The 18999-nt window shown below is 51.3% G+C and carries 19 protein-coding genes; 13 read left to right on the top strand and 6 right to left on the bottom strand.

Annotation, left to right across the window (positions count from 1 at the left end; all coding sequences use genetic code 11):
• Positions 1 to 21 precede the first annotated feature (21 nt).
• From mrdA to lipA, 7 genes are all read left to right on the top strand, one after another.
• Positions 22 to 1923, top strand: coding sequence for a peptidoglycan DD-transpeptidase MrdA (mrdA, locus tag FDX09_RS07190; RefSeq protein WP_006685528.1), 1902 nt, complete (start codon positions 22 to 24; stop codon positions 1921 to 1923).
• Between the two features lie 2 nt (positions 1924 to 1925).
• Positions 1926 to 3038 (top strand): peptidoglycan glycosyltransferase MrdB, encoded by a 1113-nt coding sequence (gene mrdB, locus FDX09_RS07185; protein ID WP_006685529.1) that lies wholly within the window; start codon positions 1926 to 1928, stop codon positions 3036 to 3038.
• 10 nt (positions 3039 to 3048) lie between these two features.
• Positions 3049 to 4143, top strand: coding sequence for an endolytic peptidoglycan transglycosylase RlpA (rlpA, locus tag FDX09_RS07180; RefSeq protein WP_137346985.1), 1095 nt, complete (start codon positions 3049 to 3051; stop codon positions 4141 to 4143).
• A 143-nt stretch (positions 4144 to 4286) separates the two neighbouring features.
• Positions 4287 to 5498: a D-alanyl-D-alanine carboxypeptidase DacA gene (gene dacA / locus FDX09_RS07175; RefSeq protein ID WP_038638745.1), complete on the top strand. Its 1212-nt coding sequence runs from the start codon at positions 4287 to 4289 to the stop codon at positions 5496 to 5498.
• 106 nt (positions 5499 to 5604) lie between these two features.
• Positions 5605 to 5868, top strand: coding sequence for a DUF493 family protein YbeD (ybeD, locus tag FDX09_RS07170; RefSeq protein WP_003022706.1), 264 nt, complete (start codon positions 5605 to 5607; stop codon positions 5866 to 5868).
• 113 nt (positions 5869 to 5981) lie between these two features.
• Complete coding sequence (gene lipB / locus FDX09_RS07165; RefSeq protein ID WP_085047521.1) at positions 5982 to 6623, top strand: lipoyl(octanoyl) transferase LipB; 642 nt, start codon at positions 5982 to 5984, stop codon at positions 6621 to 6623.
• 206 nt (positions 6624 to 6829) lie between these two features.
• Positions 6830 to 7795, top strand: a complete 966-nt coding sequence (gene lipA, locus FDX09_RS07160) for a lipoyl synthase (RefSeq protein ID WP_003022702.1) — start codon at positions 6830 to 6832, stop codon at positions 7793 to 7795.
• A gap of 97 nt (positions 7796 to 7892) precedes the next feature.
• Here lipA and tatE read toward each other — a convergent pair whose 3' ends face one another.
• Both tatE and FDX09_RS07150 read right to left on the bottom strand, forming a co-directional pair.
• Positions 7893 to 8096 (bottom strand): twin-arginine translocase subunit TatE, encoded by a 204-nt coding sequence (gene tatE, locus FDX09_RS07155; protein WP_038638735.1) that lies wholly within the window; start codon positions 8094 to 8096, stop codon positions 7893 to 7895.
• 128 nt (positions 8097 to 8224) lie between these two features.
• On the bottom strand, positions 8225 to 9013 hold the full coding sequence (locus tag FDX09_RS07150; RefSeq protein ID WP_038638732.1) for a deaminated glutathione amidase: 789 nt from the start codon (positions 9011 to 9013) through the stop codon (positions 8225 to 8227).
• A gap of 90 nt (positions 9014 to 9103) precedes the next feature.
• On the opposite strand from FDX09_RS07150, the gene crcB reads away from it, so the two are divergent.
• The gene (gene crcB / locus FDX09_RS07145) at positions 9104 to 9487 is read left to right on the top strand and encodes a fluoride efflux transporter CrcB (protein ID WP_003831281.1); all 384 of its coding nucleotides are present in this window, start codon (positions 9104 to 9106) and stop codon (positions 9485 to 9487) included.
• Between the two features lie 51 nt (positions 9488 to 9538).
• Here crcB and cspE read toward each other — a convergent pair whose 3' ends face one another.
• A complete protein-coding gene (gene cspE / locus FDX09_RS07140) occupies positions 9539 to 9748 on the bottom strand; it encodes a transcription antiterminator/RNA stability regulator CspE (RefSeq protein ID WP_000034825.1) in 210 nt (69 codons plus the stop codon).
• Between the two features lie 188 nt (positions 9749 to 9936).
• Positions 9937 to 10500 (bottom strand): lipid IV(A) palmitoyltransferase PagP, encoded by a 564-nt coding sequence (gene pagP, locus FDX09_RS07135; protein WP_137346984.1) that lies wholly within the window; start codon positions 10498 to 10500, stop codon positions 9937 to 9939.
• A gap of 451 nt (positions 10501 to 10951) precedes the next feature.
• Here pagP and dcuC point away from each other — a divergent pair, with 451 nt between their 5' ends.
• Positions 10952 to 12334, top strand: a complete 1383-nt coding sequence (dcuC, locus tag FDX09_RS07130; protein WP_137346983.1) for an anaerobic C4-dicarboxylate transporter DcuC — start codon at positions 10952 to 10954, stop codon at positions 12332 to 12334.
• Between the two features lie 149 nt (positions 12335 to 12483).
• Here dcuC and dpiA read toward each other — a convergent pair whose 3' ends face one another.
• On the bottom strand, positions 12484 to 13164 hold the full coding sequence (dpiA, locus tag FDX09_RS07125) for a two-component response regulator DpiA (protein ID WP_003831279.1): 681 nt from the start codon (positions 13162 to 13164) through the stop codon (positions 12484 to 12486).
• Positions 13133 to 14794 carry a sensor histidine kinase DpiB gene (gene dpiB / locus FDX09_RS07120; protein ID WP_137346982.1) on the bottom strand — a complete coding sequence of 554 codons (1662 nt, stop codon included), beginning with the start codon at positions 14792 to 14794 and terminating at the stop codon, positions 13133 to 13135. The genes dpiA and dpiB overlap by 32 nt, the downstream gene beginning before the upstream one ends.
• Before the next feature lie 388 nt (positions 14795 to 15182).
• Between dpiB and citC the strand changes: the two genes are divergently transcribed.
• Genes citC through citF form a run of 4 tightly spaced genes read left to right on the top strand, consistent with a single transcriptional unit; the run spans position 15183 to position 18999 of the window.
• Positions 15183 to 16259, top strand: a complete 1077-nt coding sequence (gene citC / locus FDX09_RS07115) for a [citrate (pro-3S)-lyase] ligase (RefSeq protein ID WP_137346981.1) — start codon at positions 15183 to 15185, stop codon at positions 16257 to 16259.
• The gene (gene citD / locus FDX09_RS07110; RefSeq protein WP_003831276.1) at positions 16256 to 16552 is read left to right on the top strand and encodes a citrate lyase acyl carrier protein; all 297 of its coding nucleotides are present in this window, start codon (positions 16256 to 16258) and stop codon (positions 16550 to 16552) included. Before citC ends, citD begins: the two co-directional genes overlap by 4 nt.
• Entirely contained in the window at positions 16549 to 17457 is a 909-nt protein-coding gene (locus tag FDX09_RS07105) for an aldolase/citrate lyase family protein (protein ID WP_069323153.1), read from the top strand. Before citD ends, FDX09_RS07105 begins: the two co-directional genes overlap by 4 nt.
• 9 nt (positions 17458 to 17466) lie before the next feature.
• The gene (gene citF / locus FDX09_RS07100; RefSeq protein WP_137346980.1) at positions 17467 to 18999 is read left to right on the top strand and encodes a citrate lyase subunit alpha; all 1533 of its coding nucleotides are present in this window, start codon (positions 17467 to 17469) and stop codon (positions 18997 to 18999) included.

The following is an 18999-nucleotide window of genomic DNA, read 5'->3' as shown; positions in this document are numbered from 1 at the left end:
CTTGAGTAGATTAAGCAGCGGATGAAACTACAGAATTCTTTTCGCGACTATTCGGCTGAGTCCGCGCTGTTTGTGCGCCGGGCGCTGGTCGCTTTTTTGGGGATTTTGCTGCTGACCGGCGTGCTGATCGCCAACCTGTATAATCTGCAAATCGTTCGCTTTACTGATTATCAGACCCGTTCGAACGAAAACCGCATTAAACTGGTACCCATTCCTCCCAGTCGCGGCATTATTTATGACCGTAACGGAATTCCGCTTGCCCTTAACCGCACCATTTATCAGATTGAAATGATGCCGGAGAAGGTAGATAACATTCAGGATACGCTCGACGCGCTGCGCAACGTCGTAGACCTGACGGATGACGATATTGCCGCGTTTAAAAAAGAGCGCGCCCGTTCACACCGCTTCACCTCTATTCCGGTAAAAACCAACCTGACGGAAGTTCAGGTCGCACGGTTTGCCGTAAATCAATATCGCTTTCCTGGCGTTGAAGTTAAAGGCTATAAACGCCGCTATTACCCTTACGGTTCCGCCCTGACCCACGTGATTGGCTACGTATCGAAGATCAACGATAAAGACGTGGACCGCCTGGACAAAGACGGCAAACTGGCTAACTACGCTGCGACGCATGATATTGGTAAGCTCGGTATTGAACGTTACTATGAAGACGTACTGCATGGGCAGACCGGCTATGAAGAAGTTGAAGTCAACAACCGCGGTCGTGTCATTCGTCAGTTGAAAGAGGTCGCGCCGCAGGCCGGGCATGATATTTACCTCACGTTGGATTTGAAGCTCCAGCAGTATATTGAAACGCTGCTGGCGGGTAGCCGCGCCGCCGTGGTGGTCACCGACCCGCGTACCGGTGGCGTTCTGGCGCTGGTCTCCATGCCAAGCTACGACCCGAACCTGTTTGTGGATGGCATCTCCAGTAAAGATTACTCCGGGTTGCTCAATGATCCGAATACCCCATTAGTTAACCGCGCCACGCAAGGCGTTTATCCTCCGGCGTCGACGGTTAAGCCTTACGTGGCGGTTTCTGCGTTAAGCGCGGGCGTCATCACCCGCAATACCGGTCTGTTCGATCCGGGCTGGTGGCAGTTACCCGGCTCTGAGAAACGTTACCGCGACTGGAAAAAATGGGGTCACGGCCACCTGAACATTACCCGCTCTCTGGAAGAGTCCGCGGATACGTTTTTCTATCAAATCGCCTATGATATGGGGATAGACCGGCTTTCGGAGTGGATGAGCAAGTTTGGCTATGGCCAATATACGGGTATCGATCTTGCCGAAGAACGTTCCGGGAACATGCCAACCCGTGAATGGAAGCAAAAACGGTTTAAAAAACCATGGTACCAGGGTGATACCATTCCGGTCGGCATCGGTCAGGGTTACTGGACGGCAACCCCTATCCAGATGAGTAAAGCGCTGATGATCCTTATCAACGACGGTTTGGTAAAAGTCCCGCATCTGCTGATGAGCACGGCAGAAAATGGCAAGCAAGTGCCATGGGTTCAGCCGCACGAACCGCCCGTTGGCGATATTCATTCCGGTTACTGGGAAATCGCCAAAGACGGTATGTACGGTGTCGCTAACCGCCCTAACGGGACTGCACATAAATATTTCGCTGGCGCGCCTTACAAAATTGCGGCGAAATCCGGTACCGCACAGGTCTTTGGCCTGAAAGCGAATGAAACCTATAACGCGCATAAGATCGCCGAACGTTTACGTGACCACAAGTTAATGACGGCCTTCGCACCCTATGATAAACCCCAGGTCGCTGTCGCCATGATCCTTGAAAACGGCGGCGCGGGTCCGGCAGTGGGGACGATTATGCGCCAGATCCTTGACCACATTATGTTGGGCGACAACAACACCAATCTGCCTGCGGAAAACCCAGCGGTTGCAGCAGCTGAGGACCAATAATCGTGACGGATAATCCGAACAAAAAAACATTTTGGGACAAAATCCACATCGATCCCACAATGTTGCTTATTTTGCTGGCTCTGCTGGTCTACAGCTCGCTGGTCATCTGGAGCGCCAGCGGCCAGGATATTGGCATGATGGAGCGTAAGGTCGGCCAGATCGCGATGGGTCTGGTCATCATGGTGGTGATGGCGCAAATTCCCCCCAGGGTTTATGAAGGTTGGGCGCCCTATCTGTATATCTTCTGTATCATTCTGTTGGTGGCGGTTGACGCCTTCGGCGCTATTTCCAAAGGCGCTCAGCGCTGGCTGGATTTGGGTATCGTGCGCTTTCAGCCTTCTGAAATCGCCAAGATTGCCGTGCCGCTGATGGTCGCGCGCTTCATCAACCGCGACGTCTGCCCGCCATCGCTAAAAAATACCGCGATTGCGCTGGTGCTGATTTTTATGCCCACGCTGCTGGTTGCCGCTCAGCCTGACCTCGGCACCTCAATTCTGGTTGCCCTTTCTGGTCTGTTTGTCCTGTTCCTTTCCGGTTTAAGCTGGCGTTTAATCGGTGTGGCAGTAGTTTTGGTCGCCGCGTTTATTCCGATACTGTGGTTCTTCCTGATGCATGACTACCAGCGTCAGCGCGTCATGATGTTACTTGATCCAGAAACCGATCCGCTGGGCGCGGGCTATCACATTATTCAGTCTAAAATTGCTATTGGTTCCGGCGGATTACGCGGTAAAGGCTGGCTGCACGGTACGCAGTCGCAGCTTGAGTTTTTACCCGAACGCCACACTGACTTTATCTTCGCCGTCTTAGCGGAAGAACTGGGTCTGGTGGGGATCCTGATTTTGCTGACGCTGTACATTTTGCTGATTATGCGCGGGTTGTGGATCGCTGCTCGCGCACAAACCACCTTTGGTCGCGTCATGGCGGGTGGTTTAATGTTGATATTATTCGTTTATGTCTTCGTAAATATTGGTATGGTGAGCGGTATTCTACCTGTGGTTGGGGTTCCACTCCCATTGGTCAGTTACGGAGGCTCGGCACTGATCGTGCTGATGGCCGGGTTCGGGATTGTTATGTCGATCCACACCCATAGAAAAATGTTGTCGAAAAGCGTGTAAGGGGTACGCAATGCGTAAGCAGTGGCTTGGTATCTGCATCGCAGCAGGAATGCTCGCGGCGTGTTCGAATGATGATGGTCAGCAACAGGTTGCTGTCGCGCCGCAGCCTGCGGTGTGTAATGGTCCGATTGTTGAAATCAGCGGGGCCGATCCGCGCTTTGAACCCCTGAACCCAACGGCGAATCAGGACTACCAGCGTGATGGTAAGAGCTACAAAATAGTCCAGGATCCCTCCCGCTTTAGCCAGGCTGGGCTTGCCGCTATTTATGATGCGGAGCCTGGAAGCAATTTAACCGCGTCTGGTGAAGCGTTTGACCCAATGCAGTTGACCGCTGCGCACCCGACGCTGCCGATCCCAAGCTATGCCAGAATCACCAACCTGGCAAACGGCAGGATGATCGTCGTACGCATTAACGATCGCGGCCCTTATGGCAACGATCGCGTCATTTCACTTTCACGTGCCGCCGCAGATCGACTGAACACGTCTAACAACACCAAAGTGCGTATCGACCCTATCATCGTCGCGCAGGATGGTTCATTATCCGGCCCGGGAATGGCCTGCACAACTGTGGCGAAACAAACCTATGCCCTGCCGGCTCGTCCTGATTTAAGCGGTGGCGGCGCGATGTCTTCCGCACCGGATGCGGGTCAGCCGCAAAACGATATCCGCCCTATCAGTAATTCCACGCTGAAAAGCGAGGATACCAGCGGTGCGCCGGTCAACAGCAGTGGTTTCCTCGGCGCGCCGACAACGCTTGCTGCCGGTGTACTTGAAGGCAGCGACCCCACGCCTGCACCACAACCTGTAACCGCCGCTCCCGCAGCGTCAACTGCCCCGGTATCCGCGCCAGCGACCGTTACCGCGCCAGTTGCTGCGACCAACGGACGCTATGTCGTTCAGGTCGGTGCCGTTAGCGATCAAACCCGTGCGCAGCAGTATCAAAAGCGCTTAAGCCAGCAGTTTGGCGTCCCTGGACGGGTAGTGCAAAACGGCGCGGTATGGCGTATTCAGATGGGGCCATTCGCCAGTAAAACTGAAGCCTCCTCATTGCAGCAGCGTCTTCAATCCGAGGCGCAATTACAGTCCTTCATCACCGGCATGTAATAACGTAAACCGGGTATCTGAATTGTCAATTTCCGTAAATGACATTAACAAAGTCACGCGGAAAGTCAGATGCCTGCCCGTTATGCATTTGCTATAGTAGGGCACTTTTTTTTAATTTCATCACGGACGTCGTAGTTCAGACCATGAAGACCACTTTTTCCGCTCGTTTCGTGCAGCGTATGGCGCTCACCGCGGCTCTCTGCGCAGCTACTCTCTCTGCTGCCCATGCCGATGACCTGAATATTAAAACCATGATCCCCGGCGTTCCGCAGATCGATGCGGAGTCGTATATCCTGATTGATTACAACTCAGGTAAAGTTCTGGCAGAACAGAATGCTGACACTCGCCGCGACCCCGCCAGCCTGACCAAGATGATGACCAGCTACGTTATCGGCCAGGCGATGAAAGCCGGGAAGTTCAAAGAAACCGATCTGGTCACCGTCGGCAATGACGCATGGGCTACGGGTAACCCAGTCTTTAAAGGTTCATCGCTGATGTTCCTCAAGCCAGGCATGCAGGTTCCTGTCTCTCAGTTGATCCGTGGTATTAACCTGCAGTCCGGGAACGACGCATGTGTGGCGATGGCTGACTTCGCTGCCGGCAGCCAGGATGCTTTCGTCGGCCTGATGAACAGCTATGTGAACGCGCTGGGTCTGAAAAACACCCACTTCCAGACCGTTCATGGTCTTGATGCTGACGGTCAGTACAGCTCAGCCCGCGATATGGCGATGATTGGTCAGGCGCTGATTCGCGATGTGCCTAATGAATACTCTATCTATAAAGAAAAAGAGTTCACCTTTAACGGCATTCGTCAGTTAAACCGTAACGGTCTGCTGTGGGATAACAGCCTGAATGTCGACGGTATCAAAACCGGTCACACCGATAAAGCTGGCTATAACCTTGTTGCATCCGCAACCGAAGGCCAGATGCGTCTGATCTCCGCCGTAATGGGTGGCCGCACCTATAAAGGTCGCGAAACCGAAAGCAAAAAACTGCTGACCTGGGGCTTCCGTTTCTTCGAAACCGTCAACCCGCTGAAAGTGGGTAAAGAATTTGCCTCAGAACCCGCCTGGTTTGGTAACACCGATCGCGCATCGTTAGGTGTCGATAAGGATGTCTACCTGACTATTCCGCGCGGTCGTATGAAAGATCTGAAAGCAAGTTATGTGCTGAACACCACTGAACTGCACGCGCCGCTGCAGAAAAACCAGGTTGTCGGCACCATCAACTTCCAGCTTGATGGCAAAACCATCGAGCAGCGCCCACTGGTCGTGCTGCAGGAAATCCCGGAAGGCAACTTCTTTGGGAAAATCATTGATTACATTAAATTAATGTTCCATCACTGGTTTGGCTAAAAATCGAACACTTGAAAGTGTGATTTACGTCCCCATATACTAGGTATCCAGATAACTCCCACGCGCTGTGGGAGTTATTATTTTTTGATGTAACGCCGGAGCTGACATGAAAACCAAACTTAACGAACTGCTTGAATTCCCTACTCCATTTACTTACAAAGTAATGGGGCAGGCGTTGCCTGAGCTGGTTGATCAGGTGGTTGAAGTGGTACAGCGCCATGCGCCAGGTGATTACTCTCCGACGGTAAAACCGAGCAGCAAAGGCAACTACCACTCGGTCTCTATCACCATCACTGCTACACACATTGAGCAGGTTGAAACACTGTACGAAGAATTAGGCAATATTGATATCGTACGCATGGTGCTGTAAAAACCTGTCGGTTACCCGCTGCATCCCCGCTCGGGTAACCCCTTCCTCCTGTGATATACTTTTCCCCTCTTTAACATTCTCTACTCTGTGTGAGTATCTACGGAGATGCCGTTTTGTATCAGGATAAAATTCTGGTCCGCCAGCTCGGTCTTCAACCTTACGAGCCAGTCTCTCTGGCCATGCACGAATTTACCGATACCCGCGATGAAAACAGTCATGATGAAATCTGGCTGGTAGAGCATTATCCTGTCTTTACCCAGGGTCAGGCCGGTAAAGCCGAGCATGTACTGATGCCAGGAGATATTCCGGTGATTCAGAGCGATCGCGGCGGTCAGGTGACCTACCACGGTCCAGGTCAACAGGTCATGTATGTGCTGTTGAACCTGAAACGCCGCAAACTGGGCGTTCGCGAACTGGTTACGCTGCTGGAGCAAACTGTCGTCAATACCCTTGCGGAAATTGGCATCGACGCCCACCCGCGAGCCGATGCGCCAGGCGTTTATGTCGGTGAGAAGAAAATCTGCTCATTAGGGTTACGTATTCGTAAGGGATGTTCATTTCACGGCTTAGCGCTCAACGTGGATATGGACCTGTCGCCTTTCCTACGTATCAACCCTTGCGGTTATGCCGGAATGGAGATGGCAAAAGTATCGCAATGGGATAACGCTGCCACGACTGAGAGCATTCGCCCACGTCTGCTGGCCAACATTCTGGCGCTGTTGGGTAACCCACCGCACGAGTACGTTGTGGACTAAAAAGGCTGTCATACTTTGCCACGGCATATGTTGTGGCAAATGGCACAAAACAACAACTATTTTACATTTTGCCAGCCTGTCAGGCTGCTTTCTGGCCCGTTTCAATGATATACTGCGTATCACTAATTCAAAAATAGTTGATAAATGCAACATTCCCTTGAATTGAAACGCTTTCCTTCGTAATTCGCAACTGGAACACGCAAGCTATGAGTAAACCCATTGTGATGGAACGCGGTGTTAAATACCGCGATGCCGATAAGATGGCTCTTATCCCGGTTAAAAATGTGGCAACAGAGCGTGAAGCCCTGCTGCGTAAACCGGAATGGATGAAAATAAAACTGCCAGCGGACTCCACCCGTATCCAGGGCATCAAAGCGGCAATGCGCAAAAACGGCCTGCACTCTGTCTGCGAAGAAGCTTCCTGCCCTAACCTGGCTGAATGTTTCAATCACGGAACCGCAACCTTTATGATCCTCGGCGCAATCTGTACTCGCCGTTGCCCATTCTGTGACGTTGCCCATGGTCGTCCGGTTGCGCCTGATGCTAACGAGCCGTTGAAACTGGCTCAGACCATTGCGGACATGGCGCTGCGCTATGTCGTCATTACCTCCGTTGACCGTGACGATCTGCGTGACGGCGGTGCTCAGCACTTTGCTGACTGCATCACTGCTATCCGCGAGAAAAGCCCATCGATTAAAATCGAAACGCTGGTGCCTGACTTCCGTGGTCGTATGGATCGTGCGTTGGATATCCTCACAGCCACGCCGCCGGACGTATTTAACCACAACCTCGAAAACGTACCGCGTATTTACCGTAACGTACGTCCGGGAGCTGACTACAACTGGTCGCTGAAGCTTCTGGAGCGTTTCAAGGAAGCGCACCCGGAGATCCCGACTAAATCGGGTCTGATGGTAGGTCTGGGTGAAACCAATGCCGAAATTATTGAAGTCATGCGCGATCTGCGCAGTCATGGCGTGACCATGCTAACGCTGGGGCAGTATTTGCAGCCGAGCCGCCATCACCTGCCGGTGCAACGCTATGTCAGCCCGGATGAGTTCGACGAGATGAAAGCCGAAGCCATGGCGATGGGCTTTACCCATGCAGCCTGCGGCCCGTTTGTTCGTTCTTCATACCATGCTGATATGCAGGCCAAAGGGCTGGAAGTGAAGTAATCGTGTAATACTCACTTACATATCAGCAATAAAAAAACCGGCAAATTGCCGGTTTTTTTCATACAGAGCATACAGTATGAGCATCATGCTCCTGATATTACTCTTTATGAGAGAGCTTTTCCGCCTGAACGCTACCATCAGCCTCTTTCCTGGCATCGGTATTATCGTCGTTCATCGCTTTCTTAAAGCCCTTAATTGCCGTTCCCAGGTCTCCACCCAGTGTACGTAACTTCTTGGTACCAAACAGCAGAACGACCAGTGCGGCAACCACCAGCAGTTTGGTAATACTAATCTCACCCATAGATACCTTCTTAACTTAAACCAGGCTACATAATGCGCCATATTAACCTGAGAATATTAACGGCCTTTCGACGCGCGCACACAATAGCAATCTGTAACAAGGTGAATCAAGTCTTGTTTAAAAAAACGTCATAATAATTGCGGTGGCGCAAAGCGTCGGTTAATTAACACCGGAAGTTGCGCCCTGACCTGCTTCACCCGCTCTGCTGAAACCTCGGCCATAATCAGCGCCGGCGTTTCTGCCGCTGCGGCAATGGTCACCCCAAAGGGATCGATGACCCGGCTTTGCCCAATGTTCTTATTACCACATTCTCCAGCGGCAATAACATAGCAAGTAGCATCAAGAGCCCTTGCCGCCAACAATGTTGCCCAGTGATGCTCTTTTAGCGCTCCCCGCACCCAGGCGGCAGGTAAAGCGAGAATGTCTGCCCCCTGCAGAGCGTGCGCTAACGCCAGCTCAGGGAAACGCAGGTCATAGCAGGTCATCAACCCTACCTTTAATCCGTCTACGTCCAGCAGCGGCGCTATGGCGTCTCCTGCATCGACATTCCGCGACTCCTGAATCGCAAACGCGTCGTAAAGATGCAATTTTGCATAATGGGCAACAACCCGACCTCCCCGCAACGCCACCAGCATGTTAAAAGCCCGACCTGGCACAGAAGGAACATGAATCGTCAGAATTGTCGTCATCTCATTTTGCGCGCTTTCTCGGAGTAAACGCGTCAGGAACCCACCCTCCAGCAATTGCGCTGACTTCACTGACAGGTCAGGGTCAATATCGTTACGGGCCAGCAACGCCTCCGGTAGTACCAACAACGATACTCCCTCTCCTGCGGCCTGAGACATTAATGAAGCGCAGGTTTCTGCATTCTTTTCCCACGAAGGACCCACTGCAAACTGCCCTGCTGCAACGAACATATTCCCTCCAGAAAAGTTTGTCAGGCTCGCCAACAGTGATTATTCAGCGTTACACTCATCCTATATACAATCAAATAGCAGGATTTAGCAGTGTTACAACTTCTTTTAGCGGTTTTTATCGGTGGTGGTACAGGTAGCGTAGCAAGATGGATGTTGAGCATGCGCTTCAACCCACTGCATCAGGCTATCCCATTCGGTACGCTGGCGGCAAACTTACTTGGCGCGTTTATCATTGGTATGGGTCTGGCGTGGTTTAATCGCATGACAAACATCGATCCAATGTGGAAAGTGCTGATTACTACCGGCTTTTGCGGCGGGTTGACAACGTTCTCCACCTTCTCGGCAGAGGTCGTGTTTTTACTTCAGGAAGGACGCTTTGGCTGGGCTATGGTGAATGTGCTGGTTAATCTGCTGGGGTCATTTGCGATGACCGCCCTGGCATTCTGGCTGGTTTCTGCCTCTCCCGCACATTAGAGCGAAAAAAACCCGCAATTAAGCGGGTTTTGAATGCTTGCTGTCGTATGCTTACAGAGCGATTACGTTTGCAGCAGAAGGGCCTTTGGCACCGTTAGTGATTTCGAACTCTACGCGCTGACCTTCAGCCAGAGTTTTAAAACCATTGGTCTGGATTGCAGAGAAGTGTACGAACACGTCTTTGCTGCCATCTTCCGGAGTAATGAAACCGAATCCTTTGGACTCATTAAACCACTTAACGTTACCTTTAATCTTAGACATCAAAATTACCTTTACATGAAAAATAGACACAAATGCTGTGTCGGGTATCAGTACAACAATTGTGATGCGCTTTGTCCAGTCGAACTTTATCAAAAAGTGATAAATGTCGCGTTATTTTTCAGTAACCGTTTCCATCCATATGTTTTTAATGGTTTTTTTAAAACCTGACTGACAATACAGGCAGTCCATCAAAACTGGAAGCGTAACCACGCAAAGTAGACGTTACCATTGTTATAGGTTCCTGGAATGTAGGTCATCTGAAACGTTGCCGGACCATAACCGATTGACGCCAGCGGTAACAGCACCGGTACGGGAATGTAGTTCCAGTTATCGCGTGCGGTAAAACCAGCGGTAAAGCCAAGGCCGGTATGGAAGTTATCATCAGGCAGCGGTCGCCAGGTTTTCTCCCAGCCGTAGCCGCCAATCGGTTCCCATTTATTGTAGGAATCCTTAAAGGCCATAATATAAAGCCCGTGCCAGTTACCTTTATCATCCCAACGGGACTGGCCAAATCCTGCCCCCCAGGGGCGCTCATTGTAGCGATCCGTTTTTTCTTTATCGTAGGCAAAACGGGCATGCCAGGTAATAGCCGGTACATACAGGTCATAATGCTCCGGCTGCTGCCAGGTTTCACTGACATTATCTTTAAACGTGGCAAACCAGCCTTTATCTTCAGCAGCGCCCTGGGGAATGAAAGCTAACTGAATAAAAAGAAATGAAAAAATGAGAAAATATCGTTTAGCGACAATCACAACTTAATTACCATCCTGGGAGTTATCAGCAATTGTAGCAAACTCAACCTTAATGTTAACTTAACAAAAATGCGCAGGTAAAAAATCAGAATATTCTTTGGATAATGCTTATAAGATGATTCCCCCTCTATTTTCTGGGCTTTATTACAGGAATAATTTTCTCTTGATTGCTATTAAATTGTTCTTTTCAAACGTGACAAGTAAATAAAGAAACAATAATTTAACACTCTCATATCAAAACACACACAGCAGCAATGCTGTTTCACAGTTTTTGCCGGGGATATTCTTTTTTAAACCACGATGTTGAAAAAACAGTCAGGCCATCGGTTGAATCCGTATTTTTATTGATTTCAATCAGCAATAGTTATCGGTTTATTAGGCACATTCTGTCACCACTTTTTACTTTTTTTAGTTTTTTTACTTTCCGGGCAGCAATGCGACAGGGGAAACAATGTTGACATTTATTGAACTCCTTATTGGGGTTGTGGTTATTGTGGGTGTGGCGCGCTACATCATCAAAGGTTATTCCGCCACCGGCGTACTGTTTGTTGGCGGTCTGGTTTTGCTGATTATCAGTGCGGTGATGGGACATAAAGTTCTGCCTTCCAGCGCAGCAACGACGGGCTATACTGCTACAGACATTGTTGAATACATTAAAATTTTGCTGATGAGCCGCGGTGGCGATCTCGGCATGATGATTATGATGCTGTGTGGTTTTGCCGCCTACATGACGCATATTGGCGCGAACGATATGGTCGTTAAGCTGGCCTCCAAACCGCTGCAATATATCAACTCACCTTATCTGTTGATGATTGCCGCCTATTTTGTCGCCTGTCTGATGTCGCTGGCAGTCTCGTCAGCTACCGGCCTGGGCGTATTGCTGATGGCAACGCTTTTCCCGGTCATGGTAAACGTTGGAATCAGCCGTGGCGCCGCGGCGGCCATATGCGCTTCCCCTGCCGCAATCATTCTTTCACCGACATCCGGTGATGTGGTGCTGGCGGCAAAAGCCGCAGAAATGCCGTTGATTGATTTCGCGTTTAAAACCACGCTGCCAATTTCCATTGCCGCCATCATTGCTATGGCGATCGCACACTTTTTCTGGCAGCGCTATCTGGATAAAAAAGAGAACATTTATCACGAAATGTTAGACGTAGCAGAAATCACCACTACCGCGCCGTCGTTTTACGCCATCCTGCCGTTTACACCGATCGTAGGCGTTCTGATTTTTGATGGTAAATGGGGTCCGCAGCTGCACATTATTACTATCCTGGTACTATGCATGCTCATCGCCGCCGTTCTGGAATTTGTTCGCGGATTCAATACTCAGAAGGTGTTTTCAGGTCTGGAAGTCGCTTACCGGGGCATGGCGGACGCCTTTGCTAACGTAGTGATGCTGCTCGTCGCTGCGGGTGTTTTTGCCCAGGGCTTGAGTACCATCGGCTTTATTCAAAGCCTGATTTCTATCGCCACCTCGTTTGGCTCAGCGAGTATTATTCTGATGCTGGTACTGGTGATCCTGACCATGCTGGCGGCAATGACCACGGGTTCCGGTAACGCGCCGTTCTATGCTTTCGTTGAGATGATCCCGAAACTGGCACACTCTTCCGGCATTAACCCGGCTTACCTCGCTATCCCGATGCTTCAGGCCTCCAACCTCGGGCGTACCATTTCCCCAGTCTCCGGCGTCGTTGTGGCGGTGGCTGGGATGGCGAAGATTTCTCCGTTCGAAGTTGTGAAACGTACCTCGGTTCCGGTGCTGGTCGGACTGCTGGTGGTGATTATCGCCACCGAAGTGATGGTACCGGCAACGTCTGCCCTGATTGGCGGTTAACGATACCTGTCAATACCTGACCTTAATACACAAAATCATTTATGCTGCATCGCGGCGGCAAGTAAAGAAATCCCCAGGAGCATAGATAACTATGTGACTGGGGTTTCTGCACGCAGCCAACAAAGAGGCAGCTTAAAGGATGACGTGTATTAGCCGCCGTGATAAATACGCTGCGGTCTACCCACCTTCCCGTGAATAATCTCCGCGATAATCAAATGGCGGCTGGCACAGTACTCCAGATAACGTCTGGAGGTCGTACGACTGATGGTGAGCGCCTGGGCGATCGTTTCCGCAGTATGATGTACCGTCGGATCGGCAAATAGCTTCAGCACCGCATTCAGCGTTAACGCATCAATCCCGGTCGGCAAATCGCCTTTCGGCTCGCCGCGCGCATAGGCGTTAAACATTTCATCAATCTGCTTTTGACTGGCGCTGTCATTGCCTGCCAGCATACGTCTGCGCTGTTGATACCGCGTCAGCGTCTGCCCCAAACGCTCGTAAGCGATAGGTTTGACCAGATAATCAAACGCGCCGCTGCGCACGGCCTCGGAGACCGTTTCCATATCGCTGGCCGCCGTGGTAAAGACCACACCGCCCGGATAACGCGCCTGGGTCAGCTCATGCAACAAAGTAATACCCTTACCGTCCGGCAAGTAGTTATCAAGAAGAATCAAACCGGGCTTAAAACGCTCAATCATCATTCTTGCCTGCGCAAGATTACCCGCCAGCCATATCTGGCTGAAGCCGGGTATATGGCGGATATATTCAGCATGCATTTCCGCCAGTAGCGTTTCATCCTCAACGATCAGTAGCGTTAATGGTTCCGTCATTATTTTTTTTCACTTTCGGAAGAAATAAAGAAAATAAGGTGCCGCAAGGGGAGTTATCTTCGAGCGTAATCACCCCGTTACAGCGCCTCACATAACTTGCAATCAGATACAAACCGATGCCATGTTCGCCTGGTTCATCGGTACGGGTGCTTACACCCTGTTCAAATATTTTTTCACGCAATGCTTCCGGCACACCGCATCCCTGATCGGCAACTTCGATGACCACATCATCCCCTTCGTCGCTCAAATAGAGTTCGACGACTTTGTTGCCTTGCTGGGTGCGTAAACTCGCTTCAAATGCATTATCAAGCAGATTGCCAACAATTGCTGCAAACTCTGTGCTATCCAGCCCTTCAGGCAGTTGGCGCAGTTGGCTGCCAGGAACAATGGTCATCGTAAGACCCAGTTCCCGCGCACGTTGCACCTTGCCAAATAACAGACCCGCCACCTGACGATCGGCAAAGGCGCCGCGCAGGCTGTCAATCAGTTGTTGCTGCGCCTGTGACTCGCCCTGAACCATAGCCAGCACCCGGTCATACTCTTTCATTTGCAGCAGGCCATTGATAGTCGACATCCAGTTCAGGTGCTCATGACGCAGCGTTCTCAGGCTCTCAACATACTGTTTGATTTGCGTTAATTGCGCATTAAGGGTAGCAATTTCATCTTTACTACGAAAACTGATAATGGCGCCGAGCAGTTCGTCACCGGAGCGAATCGCCTCACGGTTGGCGATAACGCTCAACCCATTAAAATTAACCATCGCATCCTGGCGTTGTTCCGCAATCTGTTGGGTGAAAAAGTCCGCTGGCTGAACGACTTCATTTACCGGTTTGCCCAGCCACTTTCTGCCCGGCGATGACAGCCCCAGCATTTTCCTCGCACTGCGGTTTATCGCAGTGATATATCCGTCAGGATCCACGGCAATCAACCCTTCATACACCGAGCTGAACAGCGCTTCCTGCTGACGCACCACCCGCGCGATTTGTTTAGGCTCCATCCCCAACATCTGCCGACGAATATGGGCAGCAAAAAACCAGGAAAGCAGCATAAGTACCAACAACAGCAGGATAAATACCCCAGCCATTGGCAGTAAGAAATCCGATCGCCAGCTATCAATTTTACTGATCAGATAGCCAATTGAGACCACGCCAATGATTTTGCCATCGTCATCAAAGATAGGGGTTTTGGCGCGCATTGCCATCCCAATAGATCCTTTGCCGGTAATAAAGTAGCTCTCACCTTTTTCCAGCGCGCCAGGCTTGGTGAACTGCATCGGGTAACCAATTTTTTCCGGGTTCGGATGATAAAGACGAATAGAGTGGGTATCTCCAATCACCACATAATCGAAATCAGTCCCGCTCTGTAGTTTGTCGGCAATAGTCGCCAGACGCTTGTAATCACGATGCTTCACCGCCGTGATGATGCTGTCATTAGAGGCGATGATTTTGGCCTGGTTCATTGCCATATCGCGGACATGTGTCGTCAGATAATCTTCAAAACTGGCGGTAAAGTATTGTGCTAACGCTGCGATAATAAGAACAGAAACGACCAGAATGAGCAGAAAAATGCGTAACGGAAACGCCAGACGGCGAAAAAAAGGAAACCGTGTTTTATTTTTCTGTTCTGCCATAAATTTTCCTCACCGACGTTACCGAAACTTATTTTCTATTGTAGTTGTAATAAAAATGTTTTATTTAAAAGTGACGATATAAAACAGGATCGTTGCAGATTCCCCACCTTAAATCAATTAAACAAATTAAAACCACGCGCTATTTCCGGGTTAAATTAATTAAAAAACTTAAAACCATAAAACACATTAAAACCTTCTAACTTATTGTGAAATAAATCAAAAACCACCTCCAAAATACTCCTTACGATGTATGCAGCAGGGAAAAAAAGAAATACTCCGTAATAAAAAACCATTCCCTTCAATTGCAAACAAAACGTTATCAGGTTGCTAATCAGAGCAACAAAAACAGAAACCCAGTAACAAATATAGCATCGGGGCTCTATTTACTATGTTCGGTAATAATATATTCACGCAAGTTAAACGCTCAGAAAATAAAAAGATGGCGGCTATCGCGCAATTTCTGAAAGAGAACGATCTGAGCGTTGATACCACCGTCGAAGTATTTATCACCGTCACCCGTGACGATCGCCTGATTGCCTGTGGCGGTATCGCCGGAAATATCATTAAGTGCGTCGCGATTTGTGAGTCCGTGCGCGGTGAAGGCCTGGCGCTGACGCTGGCGACAGAACTCATCAACCTCGCCTATGAGCGCCACTGTACGCACCTCTTCATCTATACCAAAACCGAGTACGAATCGCTGTTTAAACAGTGCGGCTTTTCCACACTCACCAGCGTGCCCGGCATTATGGTGTTGATGGAGAACAGCACCACGCGGTTGAAACGCTACGCCGAATCGCTGGCAAAACAGCGTCATGAAGGGAAAAAAATTGGCTGTATCGTCATGAACGCCAACCCCTTCACCAACGGTCATCGTTTTCTGATCCAACAGGCGGCCGCGCAATGTGACTGGCTGCATCTGTTTTTGGTGAAAGAAGATACCTCGCGTTTTCCGTATGAAGACCGACTGGATCTGGTACTTAAAGGGACAAAAGACATTCCGCGTTTAACCGTGCATCGCGGTTCGGAATACATCATTTCCCGCGCCACGTTCCCGTGCTACTTCATCAAAGAGCAGAGCGTTATTAACCACTGCTACACCGAAATAGACCTGAAAATCTTCCGCCAGCACCTGGCCCCGGCTCTCGGTGTTACGCACCGTTTCGTGGGTACCGAGCCGTATTGCACCGTCACCTCCCAGTACAACAACGATATGCGTTACTGGCTGGAGACCCCAACGCTTCCCGCCCCACCGATTGAACTGGTGGAAATTGAGCGGCTGTGCTTCCAGGAGATGCCGATTTCCGCCTCCTGGGTGCGCAAGCTGCTGGTTAAAAAAGATCTCACGGCTATCGCATCCCTGGTTCCTGACGCCACGCTGCGCTATCTGCAAAGCATGGTTGAACGAGCCTCATCGGGTGCGGCAGTCCGCCAAAATACCCCCGCATTAGCAACAGGTGAAAAATGAAAATAAACCAGGCAGCCGTCGCAGGCACACTCGAGTCCGGTGATGTGATGATTCGCATCGCTCCACTCGATTCGCAGGATATTGACCTGCAGGTTAACAGTAGCGTCGAAAAGCAGTTCGGTGATGCCATTCGGGCCACCATTCTGGACGTACTGTCCCGCTACAACGTACGCGGCGTGCAATTAAATGTTGATGATAAAGGCGCACTGGACTGCATTTTACGTGCGCGACTGGAAGCACTACTGGCCCGCGCTGGCGGTATTCCGGCACTGCCATGGGAGGATTGCCAGTGATTGCCGAATCTTTACAACAACGTAAAACCCGTACCCGCCGTAGCATGTTGTTCGTACCGGGCGCCAATGCCGCCATGGTCAGCAACTCGTTTATCTACCCGGCTGATGCGCTGATGTTCGACCTGGAAGACTCCGTCGCGCTGCGTGAAAAAGATACCGCCCGCCGCATGGTGTACCACGCGCTGCAACATCCGCTGTATCACGACGTTGAAACCATCGTGCGCGTAAACGCCCTCGACTCCGAATGGGGCATCAATGACCTCGAAGCCGTTGTGCGCGGCGGCGCCGACATCGTGCGTTTACCGAAAACCGATACCGCACAGGATGTCATCGACATCGAAAGCGAAATCTTGCGCATCGAAAACGCCTGTGGTCGCGAACCCGGCAGCACCGGTCTGTTAGCCGCCATCGAGTCGCCGTTAGGCATTACCCGCGCGGTAGAAATCGCCCACGCTTCCGAGCGTCTGATTGGTATTGCACTGGGTGCTGAAGATTATGTGCGTAACCTGCGCACTGAACGTTCCCCGGAAGGCACTGAACTGCTGTTTGCCCGCTGCTCTATTTTGCAGGCTGCACGCTCTGCCGGTATTCAGGCATTCGATACCGTCTATTCCGATGCCAACAACGAAGCAGGTTTCCTGCACGAAGCCTCACACATCAAGCAACTGGGTTTTGACGGCAAGTCGCTGATCAACCCTCGCCAGATTGAACTTCTGCATAACCTCTATGCCCCGACGCGCAAAGAGCTGGCTCATGCCCGTCTGGTGGTGGAAGCCGCTGAAGCTGCCGCCCGCGAAGGTCGTGGCGTGGTTTCCCTGAACGGCAAGATGGTCGACAGCCCGGTTATCGAGCGCGCCCTTCTGGTTATCTCCCGTGCAGAACTTTCCGGCATTCGCGAAGAATAAGGCAAAAAAATGACGCAGAAAATCGAACAGTCTCAACGCCAGGATCGCGTGGCGACCTGGAGCCGTCATGCAGAAAGCGAGCTTTCCGCTTATAAGAGCACCGCAAAAGTAGAATTGCAGGCGCAAAAACCGCGCGACAAAAAGCTGTGCGCTAATCTGGAAGACGCCATTCGTCGTTCAGGTTTACAGGATGGTATGACCATCTCTTTCCACCACGCATTTCGCGGTGGCGATCTGACGATTAACCTGGTGATGGACGCCATCGCCAACATGGGCTTTAAAAATCTGACGCTGGCCTCAAGCTCCCTGAGCGACTGCCACGCGCCGCTGGTTGAGCACATCCGTCAGGGCGTGGTCAGCCGAATTTATACCTCCGGGCTGCGTGGCCCGCTGGCAGAAGAGATCTCTCGTGGTCTGCTGGCTGAGCCGGTGCAAATCCACTCCCACGGTGGTCGTGTACACCTGGTGCAAAGTGGCGAACTCAACATTGATGTCGCATTCCTCGGCGTACCGGCGTGCGACCAGTTTGGTAATGCTAACGGTTATACCGGCAAAGCATGCTGCGGCTCACTGGGCTATGCCCGCGTCGATGCCGAGAACGCCAGGCAGGTTGTTCTGCTGACAGAACAACTGCTGAGCTATCCGCACAACCCGGCCAGCATTACCCAGGATCAAGTGGATCTGATCGTGCAGATCGACCAGGTCGGCGATGCGGACAAAATTGGTGCTGACGCGACCCGTATGACCACCAATCCGCGTGAATTGTTGATCGCCCGCAGCGCGGCAGACGTCATTGCTAACTCCGGTTACTTCAATGAAGGCTTCTCATTGCAGACAGGAACCGGCGGCGCGTCTCTGGCCGTTACCCGTTTCCTGGAAGACAAAATGCGCAGCCGTGACATCCATGCCGATTTCGCGCTGGGCGGCATCACCGCCACCATCGTTGATCTGCATGAAAAAGGCTTAATCCGCAAACTGCTGGATGTACAAAGCTTCGACAGTACCGCCGCGAAATCCCTGGCCCGCAATCCAAATCACATTGAGATTAGCGCTAACCAGTACGCTAACTGGGGCTCGAAAGGCGCATCCGTTGACCGCCTGGACGTTGTGGTACTGAGCGCATTAGAAGTAGACACCAACTTCAACGTTAACGTACTGACCGGCTCCGACGGCGTACTGCGTGGCGCTTCCGGTGGTCACTGCGATACGGCTGTGGCCGCAGCGCTTTCTATCATCGTCGCACCGCTGGTTCGTGGACGCATCCCGACATTGGTAGATAACGTGCTGACCTGCGTAACCCCTGGTTCCAGCGTTGACATTCTGGTTACCGACCACGGTATCGCCGTCAACCCTGCTCGCCCTGAACTGGCGGAACGCCTGCAAGAAGCTGGCATGAAAGTGGTGTCGATTGAATGGCTGCGCGAACGTGCACAGCAGCTAACCGGTCAACCGCGCGCCATCGAATTTACCGATCGCGTAATTGCCGTTGTGCGCTACCGCGATGGTTCGGTAATTGACGTTGTGCATCAGGTGAAGGAATAA

It is taken from the genome of Citrobacter sp. wls717 (genome assembly GCF_005280955.1).
GTDB classification, from domain to species: Bacteria; Pseudomonadota; Gammaproteobacteria; order Enterobacterales; family Enterobacteriaceae; genus Citrobacter; species Citrobacter werkmanii.
The sequence above is the reverse complement of the archived record's forward strand: the minus strand, read 5'-3'. Positions and strand labels throughout refer to the sequence as shown.

What these genes read in the sequence shown, in the direction of transcription:
- mrdA (WP_006685528.1), top strand. Translation starts at nt 22, where the DNA reads ATGAAACTACAGAATTCTTTTCGCGACTATTCGGCTGAGTCCGCGCTG.
- rlpA (WP_137346985.1), top strand. Translation starts at nt 3,049, where the DNA reads ATGCGTAAGCAGTGGCTTGGTATCTGCATCGCAGCAGGAATGCTCGCG.
- dacA (WP_038638745.1), top strand. Translation starts at nt 4,287, where the DNA reads ATGAAGACCACTTTTTCCGCTCGTTTCGTGCAGCGTATGGCGCTCACC.
- ybeD (WP_003022706.1), top strand. Translation starts at nt 5,605, where the DNA reads ATGAAAACCAAACTTAACGAACTGCTTGAATTCCCTACTCCATTTACT.
- lipA (WP_003022702.1), top strand. Translation starts at nt 6,830, where the DNA reads ATGAGTAAACCCATTGTGATGGAACGCGGTGTTAAATACCGCGATGCC.
- tatE (WP_038638735.1), bottom strand. Translation starts at nt 8,096, where the DNA reads ATGGGTGAGATTAGTATTACCAAACTGCTGGTGGTTGCCGCACTGGTC.
- FDX09_RS07150 (WP_038638732.1), bottom strand. Translation starts at nt 9,013, where the DNA reads ATGTTCGTTGCAGCAGGGCAGTTTGCAGTGGGTCCTTCGTGGGAAAAG.
- cspE (WP_000034825.1), bottom strand. Translation starts at nt 9,748, where the DNA reads ATGTCTAAGATTAAAGGTAACGTTAAGTGGTTTAATGAGTCCAAAGGA.
- dcuC (WP_137346983.1), top strand. Translation starts at nt 10,952, where the DNA reads ATGTTGACATTTATTGAACTCCTTATTGGGGTTGTGGTTATTGTGGGT.
- dpiA (WP_003831279.1), bottom strand. Translation starts at nt 13,164, where the DNA reads ATGACGGAACCATTAACGCTACTGATCGTTGAGGATGAAACGCTACTG.
- dpiB (WP_137346982.1), bottom strand. Translation starts at nt 14,794, where the DNA reads ATGGCAGAACAGAAAAATAAAACACGGTTTCCTTTTTTTCGCCGTCTG.
- citC (WP_137346981.1), top strand. Translation starts at nt 15,183, where the DNA reads ATGTTCGGTAATAATATATTCACGCAAGTTAAACGCTCAGAAAATAAA.
- citD (WP_003831276.1), top strand. Translation starts at nt 16,256, where the DNA reads ATGAAAATAAACCAGGCAGCCGTCGCAGGCACACTCGAGTCCGGTGAT.
- citF (WP_137346980.1), top strand. Translation starts at nt 17,467, where the DNA reads ATGACGCAGAAAATCGAACAGTCTCAACGCCAGGATCGCGTGGCGACC.